The organism is Daejeonella sp. (genome assembly GCF_030695525.1).
Classification (GTDB): domain Bacteria; phylum Bacteroidota; class Bacteroidia; order Sphingobacteriales; family Sphingobacteriaceae; genus Daejeonella.
This window is the reverse complement of record NZ_JAUYSS010000025.1, coordinates 1-16,461: the sequence shown is the minus strand read 5'-3', so window position 1 is coordinate 16,461 and position 16,461 is coordinate 1. Positions and strand designations below refer to the sequence as shown.

The following is a 16,461-nucleotide window of genomic DNA, read 5'->3' as shown; positions in this document are numbered from 1 at the left end:
TCCTGATTTTGACCGAACAAGAATAATCTGATTATGTGTGGTATCATTGGTGTAATATCAAAAAAGGAAGTAAAAAACTTCCGCTCAGATTATTTTGATCCCCTCAGTCATGCACTCGATCAGATGGAATACCGTGGTCCCGATAATAAGGGATTATGGACCGAAAACGATATTTGCTTAGGCCATCGCCGCTTATCCATTATCGATCTTTCAGCCGATGGAAATCAGCCATTTCAATCTACCTGTGAACGGTATATCATTGTCTTTAATGGTGAGATATACAATTATCAGGAATTGAGAACTGATCTGAAAAAACTCGGCCATACATTCAGGACAGAAAGCGATACAGAAGTTATCATAGCTGCATACATTCAATATGGCGCAGACTTTTGCAAAGTTCTGAGGGGAATGTTCGCGATGGTCATTTATGACCGTAAGGAAAAGGAGGTGGTTTTCGCCCGGGACAGATTGGGTAAAAAACCTCTGTTTCTGTTTGAAAATGAAGAGCTTATTGTCTTTTCTTCAGAAATAAAATTCTTCCACGCATTCAAAAACATACCACTTGAAATAAATGAGGAGAGTCTGTTGAATTTTCTCTCGCTGCAATACATACCGGGTCCCGCTACCATTTATAAAAACGTAAGACAAATAAGTCCGGCAACTATATACAGGTATGAACTCAATAAAGACCAGGGAGAAACCTTGTCTTATTGGAGTATGTTTGACTTTGTTGGCGAACGAAAAGATATACCTGAGATCGAAGAGATTGACAGCCTGCTTGCAGAAAGTATAAAGTACAGGCTGGTTGCCAATGTCGATATCGGACTGCTGCTTAGTGGTGGAATTGATTCCTCCCTGCTTGCCTGTTATATGCATGAACTGGCCGGAAAAAAAGTAAAAGCCTTTAATGTTAGTTTCGCAGAAAAGTCAATTGATGAATCTTTCTATGCACAAAAAGTAGCCACTTCCCTTGACCTTGACCTCATTACCCTAAGGCTGGATGATATCACAGTTGAAAATTTTTCTTCTTCAATATATCATGCCGATCAGCCCATGGGTGATTCAGCGATCATTCCTACCTACCTGATCTCAAAATCAATTAGTCAGCATGTTAAAGTAGTCTTATCGGGAGAAGGTGCCGATGAACTCTTTCACGGTTACGATCATTACCGTTATGAGAAATATTATTACCAATTAGGCAAATTACCTTTTGAAGGTGCCCGTGCCTTTATGGAAATAATTTCGGGTTTGGGAATCCATAAATTTGACCGTATCAGAAATAAACTACAGAGTATCGGAAATTTCAAAAAAGATACGGGTGTTTCCAGGTGGACATCCATTCTTAGTCCGGAACTAAGCCGCAACTACCTGAATACTGCTAAACAGAACTCAGGGAACTACGAAAGTCAATTTGATAGTTTTCTTAAGGACTTTGAAAAAAAATCAGGTAAACTGGAATCAAGTCTCATGCTCGATCTTCTAACCTGGTTACCCGACGACCTGCTTGTAAAAACAGACCGAATGATGATGGCATGCAGTGTTGAAGCCCGTACCCCATTTCTGGATCATCAGCTTGTTGAAGAGGTATTAAAATCATCTTCTCACTTTAATCAGTATTTATTTCAATCAAAAAACTATCTGAGGAAATTATTAAAAAAGAAATTGCCGCCTTCTGTCGCTGAGCTGATATCAAACCGGCCAAAACAGGGTTTTGAAACTCCGAAACTTCAATGGCTCAATTCCAGTCTGTCTGAACTATCTACTTTTTTATTTTCGGAAGAAAACCTGAAAAATAATCCATATCTGGATGCCGCCAAGGTTAACGATTTGTGGCAGGACGTGCAAAAACAAAAACCCGGAACGAATTTCCGATTAATATGGAATATTTTTTGCTTTTTGGAATGGCACAGGCAACATGAATCTAAATTTGGATTTACGAAATGATGGAAAACATCTTATTAGTCGGACATAGTGGCGATATGTATGGCGCGAGCCGCTCATTGATTAAACTGGTTCGGATCCTGAATGCAAAGTACAAAGTTTATGTTTTATTACCTGAAGCAGGCAGTTTGAATGCCGAATTGAGTGCGATACTACCTGCTGACAGAATCCTGTTGTATGAGAGTCTTTACATCTTCACCCGTAATTCTTTTAAATTAAGATTCATTGGATCTACCCTTGTCCGGTTTTTCGATAACCTGCTTACAATCCGAAAAATTATTCGCAAATACGATATCAGGATCATTCACACCAATTCGGGAGTTGTTCCTGCTCCAGCACTTGCTGCAAAAATCTCGGGGAGGAAACATATCTGGCATATCAGGGAATGGTTTGGTGATTTTAAAAAGTTCTGGCCAATTTATTCTGCCTACATGACCCGATTTTCTGACAGGGTGGTATGCGTATCTAAAACCATGGCTGCACAATTTCAGGATCATCAAAATGTAATGACTATTTATAATGGTTTTGAAATTCCACAGAGCAGAGCAAACATTTCTATCCCTGAGGCACTCCAGCAAAGTCTGAAACAGGCGGATCTGGTGCTGGGTTGTACTTCAAGGATCAGACTAATAAGAAAAGGTCAGGAATACCTGATTGAAGCCATTGGAATAATTACTCAAAGAACCGGAAAAAATATTCAGGCAGTATTGATCGGAGATTATGTTCCGGGCTATGAATGGCAAAAGCAAACCATAACAGCGCTGATCAAAAAATATCACCTGGAAGACAGGATACATTTTTTGGGACATTTACCCGATCCTCTCCCCTTTTACAAATTATTTGATGTTTTCGTTTTGCCTTCGGGCGAGCCCGAACCTTTTGGCGGTGTTATTATGGAAGCGATGAGTTTAGGTCTGCCTGTAATTGGATCCAATGCAGGAGGCACTACTGAACAAATTGCAAATGCACAGAACGGTTATTTGTTTGAAAATAAAAATGCAGAAGATCTTGCAGATAAGATTGGACTTTTTTTGAATGACCCTTCAAGCTTAAAATTATTTGGTGAATGTTCAAAGGAGAGGGTTGAAAAACACTTCAGTCTGGAGCTGCATAAGGAAAATATTCTGAGGCTCTATGAGAATATCCTGAAATAGGAATGGTAAGTTACGCTGGCGCATGCGCAATGTCAATATTTAAGCATTCAAGATTTCTGTTAGGTGCCTTTTTGCCCATTTGCCCTGTAGGGGCCACATGTCGTAATAGATTAGCCGACCCGGTGGTCGAATGTAACAAAGCGACACATGCGACCACCTTCCTTTAGATAGCCTATAGTTTTATTATTTGTCCGGTATTGGCACCAAACACACTTCTGCGAAAGGCATACTCTAAGTGTTTCATGCTCACAGGGATTTCTCCGGGAAAGAATGGAAAATATTGGGGAGAATCTTCAATAACTGTCGGACTTACTGCATTAATCCTGATTCCGGTTTGTAATTCAATTGCAGCCGCGCGAACAAAACCCTCAATCGCACCATTCGCAGCAGATGCATTTGCAAAGTTTAGTTGAGGATTATGCGTTAATTCTCCGGTTATTAAAGTAAAAGAGCCTTTGGCATTGATGTAATGTTGACCGATAAGTACCAGATTGATCTGCCCCATCATCTTACCCTCTACACCTTGCCTGAATAATTTGTCGGTAAGCGTTTTCCAGGGACCCACATATGTAGGCCCGGCAGTTGAAATCAGTGCGTCGAACGAGCCAACTTTCTTAAATATATTTTCTATTGATTCGGTTGAGGTAATATCGGCCTGAATGTCTCCTCCCGAAGAAGCGACCCTAATAATTTCATGATCTTTTTCGAATGCATTTGCTAAATACCTGCCCATAGTGCCTGTAGCACCAACAATGATAATTTTCATTTCTGTAATCGTTTTAATTAAATTTTATTGAAACAAAATTATAGTAGGCAGGAACTGAAGGATAGGACAAAAAAGGAGTTTAGCAGGATTTAACTGTGCTTAATCCGGTATACTTCGGGAGAGTATCCGGTATGTTTTTTGAAAAAGCGGATAAAATAAGATACATCTTCGTAACCAAGCTGTTCAGCTATCTCCTTAACCTGATTTGGGGTTGCCAGCAAATGTCGTTTTGCCTCAAGAAGGATGTGATCATTTATGAGTTCAGATGAGGTTTTGCCTACTGTTGATTTTGTAATTTCATTGAGTTGAAATGCAGAGAGATTCATTAAATCGGTATAATATGAAACTTGCTTATGATCCGTGACATGGGTCTCAAGCAATTCGAAAAACTCCTCCAGTCTTTCCTGAGCATAAAGATGGGTGCTTGAGGGTGATGAGGCTGAATTACGACTCTGCCTAAACAATCCGATCATTAAAATATCGAGACTTGCCCTGATACATTCCTGATATGCCTCCTGTTTACCGGAATATTCACTGAATATAATTTCCAATATCTGATTAAGCTCTTTAAAGCCTTCCTTATCAAACTGGCAGAAATTCCGGTTACTTGCTTTTTTTAAATGTTGAATTGCGGCTTTGTTTGCCGGATGATAAAACTCAGCATTAAACTCCAGCAAATACCCGGAGCAACCGGCTTTCATCTCAAGCTGGTGCACCTGACCAGGCTTAATGAAAAAAACAGAGTTGCTTTTAACCGGGTAAGAACTAAAGTCAATATCATGTGTACCATTCCCATCTTTTACTGCCAGAATAAAGAAAAAATTATGTCTGTGCAGGTCATGGAATAAGTCCTTGTTGCCTACTACAGCTTCCAGCCTGCGTATGTTAAAACGCTCAGGAGTAGCTTCTTCCATGAAAGAAGAACGGATTTGTCTGACAGGAATGCTCTTCATTTGTAAAAATGTTAATCAATTTAATAAGTTTCCGACAAATACTGCACAGGCCTTATCATTTCCAGATTAAAACCTTTGCGGATCAGCCAGACTGCCAGTATCATTTCATAAATGGCAATTGGGAAGGCATAGGGTATAATCTGTGCAGAGAAATGAGGCATAAATCCTAATATTTCCTGAACCGCAGCAATCAAAATCAGAACCGCAGCAAAAAGTCCCAAAATTGAGAGTCTCCTTGGCACCAGTCCCGATTGATAGAAGATATAGCTATAAATAAAGGTATTGATACCCAGCATAAAATGAGGTCCGAGTATAAATGACCAGGAATGAATCGTCTTTAAGGTCTTTGCTGCGGACTGAAGTGCAGCCAATTCTGTCCCGGAATATTCCTGACTTAATTTTACTATTGACAACAGACTTATTATCCCAATTAGAATAAATACAACCTCCAGGAGTCTGAAACAGGCATAAGCCAGGCCCCAGCTCTCGCTGTATCTTCTAAGAAAAGGAAATAACATAATTCCTGTTCCTATATTGGCAAAGGCCAGTATTAATTCAAATAATGCACCTAGTTCAATCTGATTTGAATTTGCGGAGGCTGCCGACAAAGTATTTGAATCATTTAAAATGGGATCATACAAACTAATTCCAATGATTGCTGCTACTGTAGCAGTTATAAAGAATGCACCGGTTGTGATTGCATCCTTTTGAGATGTGATACTTCTTTCCATTTTATTATTTTTTATTTGTTGAAAAAAGGTTTGATTTCCATGGCTGATAAACATGCATGCTGATCATTACATTCCTGTTATATATTTCCCTAGTATTAGAGATATTGGTCAAGCCATGATTATACCTGAAGTCGAGGGTAACCATACGCTGCTTTGCTTTGAAAGTATAGCCTCCTCCAACTTGAATACCTGCCTCCAAACTTTTGAAGTCCTGACCCGCATTTCCAAATGAGAGATCCCTTTTCTGCCCATCCATTTTCCGGTTTCCGTAAAGGTTAAAGGATACTGAAGGTCCGGCATTGGTATAGAATTTACCGACATGAAGTCTGGCAAGTACCGGTAGTTCAAGGGAATATAACTTGTCACTAGTTTCTTTCCCAGTAATTGGATTATTGCCCTTTAATTTGCCCCCCTTCATGATCAGGTACAGCTCAGATGCCAATGAAAAATCAGGTGTCAGGCCAGCCTGGAAGGTTAAACCCGCTTGAACTCCCCTGCTTTGTTTCTTATAATCTGCTAATGAAGCGTTTGAACTACCATAATTCATGGAAGTACTAACCATTTTAAGGACAGGATCAAGATAGGTGCTTTGAGTTGTTCTGTCCTTTTTTGTGTGCTCAGGAACCAGATCCAAGGATTGGCCAAATGTGTTTGTGCTCAGGAAAATCATACCAAGTATGAGTCCTGCATTTAATGTTGGTTTCATAATTTTTTGTTTTTTGATGAAACAAAATTAGACCAGCACCATTTCCACGAATAGGACAATTACGTGATTGAATTGCACATATCTTAAATTATATCTGATTTTCAATACTTTACAAATTTTAGCATGACCATACTATAGGACTAATGCAAGAGTTTGACTTAGTACTATTCAAATCCGCCATTGTCCTATCAAATAGGATCATGCGAAGGCGAGATTTGTATTCAGTAAATGATTTAAATAAAATGTAAGAATGAAAACAAAAATGAAACTGATCACATCCCTTAAAATTTGGCTTGTTATCTATCCATCAATCACTCTATTTCTGTATTTGTTTGGAGAGCAATTATCTGCGATTCCATTGTATCAGAGGACACTCCTGCTAACCATTACATTAGTCCCGTGGATGGTGTTTGCAGGAATTCCAATTATTGAAATACTTGTTCGCAAACTTTCATCAAAGGATTATGAAAAACAATAATCAATATGACGTAATAATCATTGGGGGCAGTTATTCAGGACTTGCAGCTGGTATGGCCCTTGGTAGGTCTTTGAAAAAGGTATTGATCATTGACATTGGCCAACCCTGCAATAGGCAAACACCGCATTCACATAACTTTATTACTCAAGATGGAAAGAAACCTGATGAAATTGCTGCACTTGCAAAACAACAGGTGATGTGCTATCCGACGGTAGAATTTTTCAGCGGACTGGCAATGGATGGGAAAAAAACCAAATATGGCTTTGAGATCCGGACGGATTCGGGTAAAAAATTCAACGCATCGAAATTGATTTTAGCCACAGGTATCAAAGACATTATTCCTGAAATCCCGGGTTATGCAGAAAGCTGGGGCATCAGTGTTCTTCACTGTCCATATTGTCATGGCTATGAGGTCAGAAATCTGAAGACCGGAATTTTGGGGAACGGTGATTTTGGGTTCGAATTCTCTGTTCTGATCTCCAACTGGACTGATGATCTGACCTTGTTCACAAACGGAAAATCAGATTTAAGCATTGAGCAAATGGCAAAACTCAGAAATCATAATATAAAAATAGAAGAGGCAGAAATTGACCAATTGGAACATGAAAACGGATATGTAAAAAACGTCCATTTTAAAGATGGAAGCAATACTCCTGTCAAAGCTCTTTATGCCCGGAGTGCATTTGTTCAGCACAGCGGCATTCCGGAAATGCTGGGCTGTGAAATAAATGATGAGGGATATATCCGGGTAGACCCTGCTCAAAAAACTAACATCGGGGGAATTTTTGCTTGCGGTGACAATTGCACTCGAATGCGGACTGTAGCTAACGCAGTTGCAATGGGAACCACTGCAGGAATGATGGTAAATAAAGAATTAATAGAAGAAGGATTTTAAACTAGTTCTTGAAATCATAGCAATCCCAAAAATCATATAATTCAATTTCAGATACAATCCGGCATTTTTTTCAATCTTCATGTTCGCTTCATGTTCCTCAATTACTTTTATATGAAACAAAAAATAGAAATCATGAAAAAATTAATTATGTCGGCAGCTATTGCACTATTTGCAGTATCTGCTTTTGCTCAATCTAATGATAAAACCAAGCAGGGCCAACAAAGGGAATATGCTAAAGACAAGGATAAAACTGACAAAGGCAGAACCGAACATAAGTACGATGTCAATAACGACGGCATCTTCTCTCCAGAGGAGCGGGAAACACGCAAGGCTGATAAAATGGGGCGTAGAGCGGATCGTAAGGCTGATCGCAGGGACGATGGTTTGCTGAATGGCTCGAACGATAAAAATATGCACGGCCGTGATGTAAGCGGTACTGCCAGAGGTACTATGCATGAAGGACGCGAAAAGGGCAAAGCGGTAAGTGATGTTGCCCGCTCAAATGGCAAAAGCCGTGAAAGGATGCAGGGTGTTGGAAACACAAACAGACCAGATGGGGGACGACCTGCTGGAGCTGGAAGGCCAGGCGGAGCTGGACGTAAAAATAATTAAAAAAAGATTAGTCAAATATGAAGGTCGCCCCTGGACGGGGTGGCCTTTTTTTATTTCTCAATTATTCATTATGTATATGCATTTATTTAGGTTCCTATTTCTCCGTAGATTTTCTGCAATTTCCAATCATCAACTAAAACCAATCCAAAAATTATCTTATCTTAGGTAATAGTATTGTAAATGATGACCCTTGCATATCTAAATATCTCTGGCCCGGAAATCATTTTGATCATTTTGTACCTATTCCTGATCATTGGGATAGGGCATTATGGCCGCAGAACTGCATTAGGGTATGAGGGTACCGTTTTGCTTGCCCTATTCGCTACCCCCTTTTTTGCCTTCGCATTAGTTTATTACCTGAATTACAGGAGTAAAATACCTTCCTGAAAATTCAGGACTGTACATAGTCTTATGCTAATATCTGAACTGTGATTGCTACTGGTACGGTGATAACACCGACCAGAGGGAATATCTGAACTGTGATTGCTACTGGTACGGTGATAACACCGACCAGAGGGTAATCATAGAAATCACAGTTCAGATAGTGATTTTTAAAGCAGTACAGCAAGCAAAAACCCTTCAAAATAATATTGCAGTTTACAATAATCAATCGTAATATTGCAATATATAATTATGGGATTAACCAAAGCAGATATCTTCAGCAAAGAACAGAACAGATTGGCTATGCTGCTAAAGGCATTGGCTCATCCGGCACGGATTGCTATTCTGCAAAGGATCATGATCTCAAATACCTGTATTTGCGGGGATTTGGTTGGTGAATTAGGTCTGGCGCAGGCAACAATATCACAGCATCTTTTAGAATTAAAAAGTGCTGGATTGATCAAAGGTTCGATCGAGGGAACAAGTGTATGCTATTGCATTGACCCGGATACATGGAAGGTATTGGAATCAATCATCCAAGATTTTCTGGCAAATTATAAAGGTGAAACTGTCTGTTGCCAGTAGAACCAATAGCTGGAGAAAGCGGCAAAAATAAAAATTGATATAAATTTAAATAGATGAAAAACATACTCGTACTCTGCACTGGCAATAGTTGCAGAAGTCAGATAGCTGAAGGTTATCTGAGACATTATGCAGGTGATAAGGCTAAAGTTTACAGCGCCGGAATTGAGACTCATGGAGTAAACCCGAGAGCCATTAAAGTGATGGCCGAAGATCATATCGATATCTCAAAACATACTTCCAACAATGTAAATGAATATCTCGACATTCCATTCGATTATGTGATTACTGTTTGCGACAATGCGAATGAGGCCTGTCCATACTTCCCCGGAAATGTGGAACGCTTTCATTTTAATTTCCCCGATCCGGCGAAAGCCAAAGGAACGGAGGAGGAGATAATGGAGGAGTTCAGGAGGGTGAGGGAGATGATTAAGGTGTATTCGGCTGAGTTTGTACAGAAGAAGATAGCGTAATTGAGAAAATTTGCTAATTAGCAAATTCTAAGGAAACATATATTGGAATTAACATCCGGAAAACTATCGGGAGAGAAAATTTGCTAATTAGCTAATTAGCAAATTAGTAAATGTATCATAATCATAGCCACCATGTCAGCAACAAACTGCGCTCCTGCGCATCAACGAAAAAAACTAGGATTCCTCGATCGCTACCTGACCCTATGGATATTCCTTGCTATGGCTATTGGTGTAGCAATAGGCTATTTTATCCCTTCGGGTGCGGGATTTATTAATTCCTATTCGAGTGGGACAACAAACATTCCCTTAGCTATCGGATTAATATTGATGATGTATCCTCCACTGGCGAAAGTAAAATATGAAAACCTTGGTGAAGTGTTCCGCAATACAAAGGTACTGAGTGCCTCCCTGATCCTGAACTGGATCATCGGACCGGTGCTTATGTTTTTTCTGGCGATAACTTTTCTGGCGGATAAGCCTGAATACATGGTTGGTTTAATCCTGATCGGACTTGCCCGCTGCATTGCGATGGTAATCGTTTGGAATGAACTTGCAGATGGTAGCAGGGAATATGCTGCCGGTTTAGTTGCCTTAAACAGTATTTTTCAGGTGTTTTTATACAGTGTTTATGCTTATGTATTCATTACGCTCCTGCTGCCGGTCTTTGGTTTTGAAGGTTCGGAAGTGAATATAACCATCGGAGAAATTGCCAAATCAGTTGGAATCTATCTTGGTTTGCCTTTCGCTGCAGGTGTGATTAGTCGCTATGGTCTGATTCGAATTAAAGGTGAAGACTGGTATGAAAAGAAGTTCATCCCCTTTATCTCACCAATCACCCTCATCGCTTTACTTTTTACTATTCTGGTTATGTTTAGTTTAAAGGGTGAATTAATAGTACAAATCCCTTTTGATGTCGTTAGAATTGCTATTCCTCTGGTCATTTACTTTGCCATCATGTTCCTTGTGAGTTTCTTTTTTGGAAAGGCATTGGGAGCTGATTATTCTCAAAATGCATCCATCGCCTTTACAGCAGCCGGAAATAATTTTGAGCTGGCCATTGCAGTTGCGATTGGGGTATTTGGAATTAACTCCGGACAGGCATTTGCCGGAGTAATAGGTCCGCTGGTAGAAGTGCCGGCATTAATTGCATTGGTTAATGTTGCATACTGGCTTCGGAATAAATATTACAAACCTGTAGCAAGTATTGAATGAAGATTGCCTTATTTTCGGATATCCATGCCAATTTGCCGGCATTTGAGGCATTTTTAAAAGACCTGGACAGTAAACAAGCAGATGCATTCTACTGCCTCGGTGATCTGGTTGGCTATAATGTATGGCCAAATGAGATTATAAATGAGATCCGGAAGCGGGGTATAGCAACGCTGGTGGGCAATCATGATCTGAAAGTTAAAGCATTGCCTCAAATCAGTCGGGAAGCATTGGCGGAAACCGGAAAAGATTATGCCTATCATATCATTGAACCGGATAACAGGGTCTATCTTTTGACACTCCCTTCGCATATTAAACTGGAGTTTAAGATACAAGATAAGGAGTTCAATGTATTGATGGTTCATGGAAGTCCCAGGAGCGTGGATGAGTACGTTCTTGAAAATACTGAAGCAGCTTATGTCACAGAACTGATGAATGAGGCGGGTGCCAATATGTTATGCGTAGGGCATTCTCATAAACCCTATCACCGGATTATCGATCAGGATAAACAGGTGGTCAATACAGGCTCGGTTGGAAAGCCTAAGGATGGAAATCCGCAGGGAGGTTATGTGATGCTAACACTGGATGATATTAATCCTATTAAAGTAGAATTCATTCGTTTTGACTATGATGTTGATAAAGCAGCGAAAGGAATTGAGGAGAGTCCGCTGCCTGATGAATTTGGAGAGAGGTTGAGGGAGGGGGTTTGAGGCACTTGTGCGAAGGCCATCGAGCTGCATTACAGGGACCAATAATTGTAATGAATAGGAAAGAACAGTTCTGCCCAAGGACAGTTTGAATAGGATGGCACAGGCGAGCGCCGGCAGCAAGGTGGCGGGTCGAGCCCCATGACAGTTGGTTGGTGGGTAAAAAGGAGATTCCGGCTCGAAGGCCGGAATCTGACTACCCTGCCGGAAATGATTTAAGAAACCACTTTTCTGCTAAATCATTCCAATTCGGGTTAAGTGCATTTTTCCAGGCTCTTTTTCAATTTTTCAATTGCTTCTCTCTGGAAATGGCCAAATTGATGTCCTCAAATTGCTCATACCAAACGAGCTTAACACCTTCGTTTTATGCTCATAAACTCGTTTTCTAATGTTATTGGACACCCTGGTATACAGCATGTTGTTATATTTATTTGCATGCATATAAACAAAATATTCGTTCATATACCAAAAATACCTGCATTTGATCTTTGTGCTAATTAAGGTGAACGGTAGTGTATAATTATTAAAAGGAAAAATTTTAATTTCTGGTAGATATTATTACATCCGATTCCGGCCTCCGAGCCGGAATCTCCTATTTTCTTAACTTATGACTTGTCATCGTGGCGAAAGCCACGACCTCATTTGTAAAATACCGAGTGTTAATACCTCGAATGCAACACTTCTATTTTAAAATCAATTTATCATCGTGGCGAAAGCCACGACCTCCGCTATAATTCCGAATAAATTACCTTATCACCCAATTTAAGTTCGGTTATATATCTGGTGCTCTTAACCGGACTGAAACCGCTAAAAAAACCGGATTTTAAATAAAGTACCGTTACTTCACGGCTCAGCAATTCCTTTTGCAGTGTGTCCAGGTTTAATCCCTTCTGCAGGCCATGATTGATGTAGAAAATTCCACTGGCATTATTGAGCTTTAAGATTATGTTATCCTCAGAACCTTCACTAACTTTATCTATTGTCGTATTGATAACAATTGAATTGTCTCTGCTGACCGGGATCGGACGGAACGCCAGGTACAGCAAAGCAATGATTAATACAGTAAAAATTATTATCACTGGTTTACCTGAAAGATTTTTCATGATGGATTAGTCTGTTTATCAGCAAGATACTAAATAAATTAGAGAAATAAATGAGCATAGGCCTGCACCAGCTAAAAAAAATAATTGTACAGATTTATTGAATTTATAATTTGAGAACCTGATGTTAACCGTATTTCCTATTCGCCATTCCCTGTTCTCCATTCCCTATTTTCTTTTCCCCTTTCCCCAACCATGAGATTAAACGAAAGAACAATATTCCTCTGTGGTGTACTTGGAGCTGCATTTTTTGTAATAGCTTCCATTGTAGCAGGCTTTATTGCAGAAAATTATAACTCTGTCCTGCAGCTTATCAGTGAGTCCATGTCCGAAGACCGGCCTTACTCAAAGGAAATTCGATATTTCGGATATATTCCATCTGGAATACTGGTAATGATATTTGCACTAGCGGCACCCATGAATATGCCTCAATCAAGGCAGATCAGGCTCAGTTTTTATGGAATTGCTTTATTTTATGGATTGGCAACAATTACTGTTGGAATTTTCCCTTGCGAAGCCGGATGCAATAAAGAAATGATCAATCCGGGTATCGCCCAGGTCATCCATAATCTGAGCGGACTCTTTACTTATATTGGAATGCCCCTCTGCCTCCTGTTCATTGGTTTCGGATTAAAGAATGTCAACACCCGGGGGCGATTATCGCAGGTCTCCATTTTACTTGGCATCGGTTCGGCTTTCTTTGTTCTTATTTTATTTGCGAACCCTTTAATCCATTATGCCGGATTAATCCAGCGCATTATAGAAGGTATTTTTGTTTTATGGATTGTGAGTTGTGCGATATCTATCAAGAATCATGAAAACAGAATGCCTATTTAAAAATGTCTCCAGAAAAATAAATTCAATGAAATTGTACATTTAAATCTTCTTGACAGAGCTAAAGTATATCAATTGTAATCTCCTTTTTTAATTGAATTGCAATGTCCCGGTACGGGTCATCTATAAATATGCGGCCATATTTGGGGGTCGGCGGAGAAAATTTCGAATCGAAAGAGCAATCAGCAGGGGCTTGAACTCAAACTTAAATAATGACATTGGGCGCAAGCGTGTCGCGTGTGATAATCCTCTGTATCAACAAAACTGCACCCCTGGTTTATATATTTTCACCCACCATGTGATGTGATTGAGCTAATGGTAAGGAGAACACCGACCAGAGGGTATTACCATTAGGGGCAGGAAGCTTCTCTTTAAATTCCTCTATATAGAATTAATTAAATACTTTTGTCGAAGGTTTAAAAAGGAATATTTTGGGATTCATCAGAATGCCATCTTTAAGAAAATATATCCCTGATTGCCTTAAAATGATTATATGATTAAATGAAAATAGCCATTATAGGTACCCGGGGTTATCCCTATGTTTATGGTGGTTTCGAAACCTTTGTAAAAGAACTTGGCGAGAGGCTGGTAAAAAAAGATGTAGAGGTTCATGTTTACTGCCAGGCAAATTTATTTAAGGGAAAGCCGAAAATCGTTAATGGTATTTATCTTCACTATATCCCTACTGTAAATACAAAATCACTTAACCAGATCATACATTCATTTTTGTCTATTATCCATGCTACATTCAGCCGGACTGACATCCTTCTGGTAGTTAATCTGGCTGCTGGCCCAATGGGCTGGATACCTAAGATCACTGGTAAAAAAACAATGATCAATGTGGACGGAATGGAATGGCTCAGGCCTAAATGGAAGGGGCTTGGTGCGGCTTATTTCCGCTTAGCAGCAAGGCTTGCGACTAAACTCTACGATCAGGTCATTACAGATGCTGATGCAATGCGGGATGTATATCTTCAGGAATTTAAACAAGAGTCCATTGTTATTGCATACGGGGCGCCCCCCTTCAAAAAAGCAGATCCAAACCTACTGAAGCGTTTTAATGTAATTCCTGATGATTATTACCTGATTGTTGGTCGTTTAATTCCCGATAATAATGCAGATCTGATTATCAAAGCATATCTGGAGTCCAGGTCAGAAAAAAAATTAGTAGTAGTTGGAGATGTCCCCTACCGGGATAAATATGTTGAAGATCTGAAAAAACTGGCTGGTGAAAAAGTACACTTTATAGGTTACGTCCGCAATAGTGATGAACTTATGGCCCTGTATCAAAACTGCTTTTCTTATATTCACGGTCATAAATATGGTGGCACAAACCCCGCTATGCTTAAAGCCATGTCCAATAATTGTGCTATACTTGCCTTAAATACTAGTTTTAATCGGGAAATGTTGACAAATGGTAAATTTGGCTTATTATTTGACGAGAGTACCGAATCGATACAGGAATGCATGAGGAATCTTGAGAAAGATGAATTTTTAATTAAACAATTAAGATCGACGGTGAGCTCAGGATTAACAGATAAGTACAACTGGGATTGTGTTACAACAGCGTATCAAAATGCCATGATAGAGTTGTACAATTCAAAATCAAAAAAATAATTCTCATGACGAGACCTTATTTTTTATATAACGGATTCAGATATTTAATCGATACCCCACTGCTTATCCTGTCCTTTTGGGTAGCAGATTATTTAACCGCAGGTCAGATCCAGTCCGGACAGGAATCTTTTGTTTATATTTTTCTACTCCTATCAATTATTGCATGGTATAGCGCAGCACAAATTTCCGGATTATCCAGAGATTTACGCTCCAATAAATTCGCTGAGGAAATCATCTATGTACTGGTTACATTAATAATTTTTGCGATAACACTAACATCTTGTTTATTTTTCTTTCGAAACAGGGTTGAGTTAAGCAATAATTTCCTGCTCCTTTACTTTCCGATACTGTTTACTCTGGTCCTATCCTTCAAATACCTGTTCAGAAAATACCTGCATAGCATTTTTTATAGCGGAAGACTTCAGGAGCAGATCATTCTGGTAGGATCTACACCTGCAGCAAAAGATTTCTACGATACAATCAATTTGCACACCTATTATGGTTATAAATGTATTGGATTCCTGGATGATGAGAACACTAAGCTGAACGGTTGTAAATACCTTGGGAAGATCAGCGACATTAACAAAATACTGGCAGAATATCCTGTTGATGAAGTAATTATTGCCCTGCCTAATGCCCAGCACCAGCACATAAGCACCTGCATTGAAGCTTGTGACTTTCATGCAAAACGGGTTCGGATGATCCCTGATCTTTATTTATACGCTGCGAGTAATATCAGTATCAATACTATTGGTCTTTTACCCGTAATAAATTTCAGATCCTTACCCCAGGACAGACTGCCCAACAAATTATTGAAAAGATTTTTTGATCTTTTATTCTCTATCTTATTTTTTATCCTGATAGGTTGGTGGTTCATGCCATTCATAGCATTACTGATAAAACTGACGTCCAAAGGCCCTGTATTCTTTAAGCAGGAAAGATGGGGCTTGAATAACAAAAAAATAATATGCTATAAATTCAGAACAATGTATAATGGAAGTCCTGAAACTGATTCCAATGGTGATTTCCTGCAGGCTACAAAAAATGACCAGCGTGTAACTCCCTTAGGTAAATTTTTACGGGCGTGGAACATTGATGAATTACCGCAATTCTGGAATGTATTCAAAGGCAATATGTCTGTAGTCGGCCCAAGACCACATGTTACCCCTCTTAATATTTCTTCCATCCAAAATGTAGATCGTTATATGCTACGGCATCTTGTAAAACCAGGGATTACAGGTTATGCCCAGGTGAATGGCTGCAGGGGAGAAACCTCTGCACCGGGTTCGATGCAGCGAAGAGTCAATTATGATCTCTATTAC

The 16,461-nt window shown here is 39.5% G+C and carries 18 protein-coding genes; 13 read left to right on the top strand and 5 right to left on the bottom strand.

Annotated elements, in window-relative coordinates:
• Nucleotides 1–33 precede the first annotated feature (33 nt).
• On the top strand, nucleotides 34–1,944 hold the full coding sequence (gene asnB, locus Q8S11_RS05545) for an asparagine synthase (glutamine-hydrolyzing) (protein ID WP_305661083.1): 1,911 nt from the start codon (nucleotides 34–36) through the stop codon (nucleotides 1,942–1,944).
• Nucleotides 1,941–3,095 (top strand): glycosyltransferase, encoded by a 1,155-nt coding sequence (locus Q8S11_RS05540; protein ID WP_305661082.1) that lies wholly within the window; start codon nucleotides 1,941–1,943, stop codon nucleotides 3,093–3,095. The genes asnB and Q8S11_RS05540 overlap by 4 nt, the downstream gene beginning before the upstream one ends.
• A 172-nt stretch (nucleotides 3,096–3,267) precedes the next feature.
• Here Q8S11_RS05540 and Q8S11_RS05535 read toward each other — a convergent pair whose 3' ends face one another.
• The 4 genes from Q8S11_RS05535 to Q8S11_RS05520 all read right to left on the bottom strand — a co-directional run bounded on the left by Q8S11_RS05535 (nucleotide 3,268) and on the right by Q8S11_RS05520 (nucleotide 6,251).
• Nucleotides 3,268–3,861: a short chain dehydrogenase gene (locus Q8S11_RS05535; protein ID WP_305661081.1), complete on the bottom strand. Its 594-nt coding sequence runs from the start codon at nucleotides 3,859–3,861 to the stop codon at nucleotides 3,268–3,270.
• 89 nt (nucleotides 3,862–3,950) lie between these two features.
• Entirely contained in the window at nucleotides 3,951–4,814 is an 864-nt protein-coding gene (locus Q8S11_RS05530; protein WP_305661080.1) for a helix-turn-helix transcriptional regulator, read from the bottom strand.
• A 20-nt stretch (nucleotides 4,815–4,834) separates the two neighbouring features.
• Nucleotides 4,835–5,545 carry a DUF4386 domain-containing protein gene (locus Q8S11_RS05525; RefSeq protein ID WP_305661079.1) on the bottom strand — a complete coding sequence of 237 codons (711 nt, stop codon included), beginning with the start codon at nucleotides 5,543–5,545 and terminating at the stop codon, nucleotides 4,835–4,837.
• A gap of 4 nt (nucleotides 5,546–5,549) precedes the next feature.
• Complete coding sequence (locus Q8S11_RS05520) at nucleotides 5,550–6,251, bottom strand: porin family protein (protein WP_305661078.1); 702 nt, start codon at nucleotides 6,249–6,251, stop codon at nucleotides 5,550–5,552.
• Nucleotides 6,252–6,501: 250 nt separating this feature from the next.
• On the opposite strand from Q8S11_RS05520, the gene Q8S11_RS05515 reads away from it, so the two are divergent.
• The 8 genes from Q8S11_RS05515 (at nucleotide 6,502) to Q8S11_RS05480 (ending at nucleotide 11,591) form a co-directional block, all read left to right on the top strand.
• A complete protein-coding gene (locus Q8S11_RS05515; protein WP_305661077.1) occupies nucleotides 6,502–6,729 on the top strand; it encodes a hypothetical protein in 228 nt (75 codons plus the stop codon).
• Nucleotides 6,716–7,624, top strand: coding sequence for an NAD(P)/FAD-dependent oxidoreductase (locus tag Q8S11_RS05510; protein WP_305661076.1), 909 nt, complete (start codon nucleotides 6,716–6,718; stop codon nucleotides 7,622–7,624). The genes Q8S11_RS05515 and Q8S11_RS05510 overlap by 14 nt, the downstream gene beginning before the upstream one ends.
• A 132-nt stretch (nucleotides 7,625–7,756) precedes the next feature.
• Nucleotides 7,757–8,236 (top strand): hypothetical protein, encoded by a 480-nt coding sequence (locus Q8S11_RS05505; protein WP_305661075.1) that lies wholly within the window; start codon nucleotides 7,757–7,759, stop codon nucleotides 8,234–8,236.
• Between the two features lie 180 nt (nucleotides 8,237–8,416).
• Nucleotides 8,417–8,623 (top strand): hypothetical protein, encoded by a 207-nt coding sequence (locus Q8S11_RS05500; RefSeq protein ID WP_305661074.1) that lies wholly within the window; start codon nucleotides 8,417–8,419, stop codon nucleotides 8,621–8,623.
• A 246-nt stretch (nucleotides 8,624–8,869) separates the two neighbouring features.
• A complete protein-coding gene (locus Q8S11_RS05495) occupies nucleotides 8,870–9,202 on the top strand; it encodes a helix-turn-helix transcriptional regulator (protein WP_305661073.1) in 333 nt (110 codons plus the stop codon).
• 53 nt (nucleotides 9,203–9,255) lie between these two features.
• Complete coding sequence (locus Q8S11_RS05490; protein WP_305661072.1) at nucleotides 9,256–9,672, top strand: arsenate reductase ArsC; 417 nt, start codon at nucleotides 9,256–9,258, stop codon at nucleotides 9,670–9,672.
• A 132-nt stretch (nucleotides 9,673–9,804) separates the two neighbouring features.
• Nucleotides 9,805–10,884, top strand: a complete 1,080-nt coding sequence (gene arsB / locus Q8S11_RS05485) for an ACR3 family arsenite efflux transporter (protein ID WP_305661071.1) — start codon at nucleotides 9,805–9,807, stop codon at nucleotides 10,882–10,884.
• Nucleotides 10,881–11,591 carry a metallophosphoesterase gene (locus Q8S11_RS05480; protein ID WP_305661070.1) on the top strand — a complete coding sequence of 237 codons (711 nt, stop codon included), beginning with the start codon at nucleotides 10,881–10,883 and terminating at the stop codon, nucleotides 11,589–11,591. Before arsB ends, Q8S11_RS05480 begins: the two co-directional genes overlap by 4 nt.
• 725 nt (nucleotides 11,592–12,316) lie before the next feature.
• On the opposite strand, the gene Q8S11_RS05475 is transcribed toward Q8S11_RS05480, so the two are convergent.
• Nucleotides 12,317–12,691, bottom strand: coding sequence for a hypothetical protein (locus Q8S11_RS05475; RefSeq protein WP_305661069.1), 375 nt, complete (start codon nucleotides 12,689–12,691; stop codon nucleotides 12,317–12,319).
• A gap of 192 nt (nucleotides 12,692–12,883) precedes the next feature.
• On the opposite strand from Q8S11_RS05475, the gene Q8S11_RS05470 reads away from it, so the two are divergent.
• The 3 genes from Q8S11_RS05470 to Q8S11_RS05460 form a co-directional block, all read left to right on the top strand.
• On the top strand, nucleotides 12,884–13,525 hold the full coding sequence (locus tag Q8S11_RS05470) for a DUF998 domain-containing protein (RefSeq protein WP_305661068.1): 642 nt from the start codon (nucleotides 12,884–12,886) through the stop codon (nucleotides 13,523–13,525).
• Nucleotides 13,526–14,023: 498 nt separating this feature from the next.
• Entirely contained in the window at nucleotides 14,024–15,139 is a 1,116-nt protein-coding gene (locus Q8S11_RS05465) for a DUF1972 domain-containing protein (RefSeq protein WP_305661067.1), read from the top strand.
• A gap of 5 nt (nucleotides 15,140–15,144) precedes the next feature.
• Nucleotides 15,145–16,461 (top strand): exopolysaccharide biosynthesis polyprenyl glycosylphosphotransferase (locus Q8S11_RS05460; protein WP_305661066.1); only part of this gene is annotated, 1,317 nt, incomplete at its 3' end.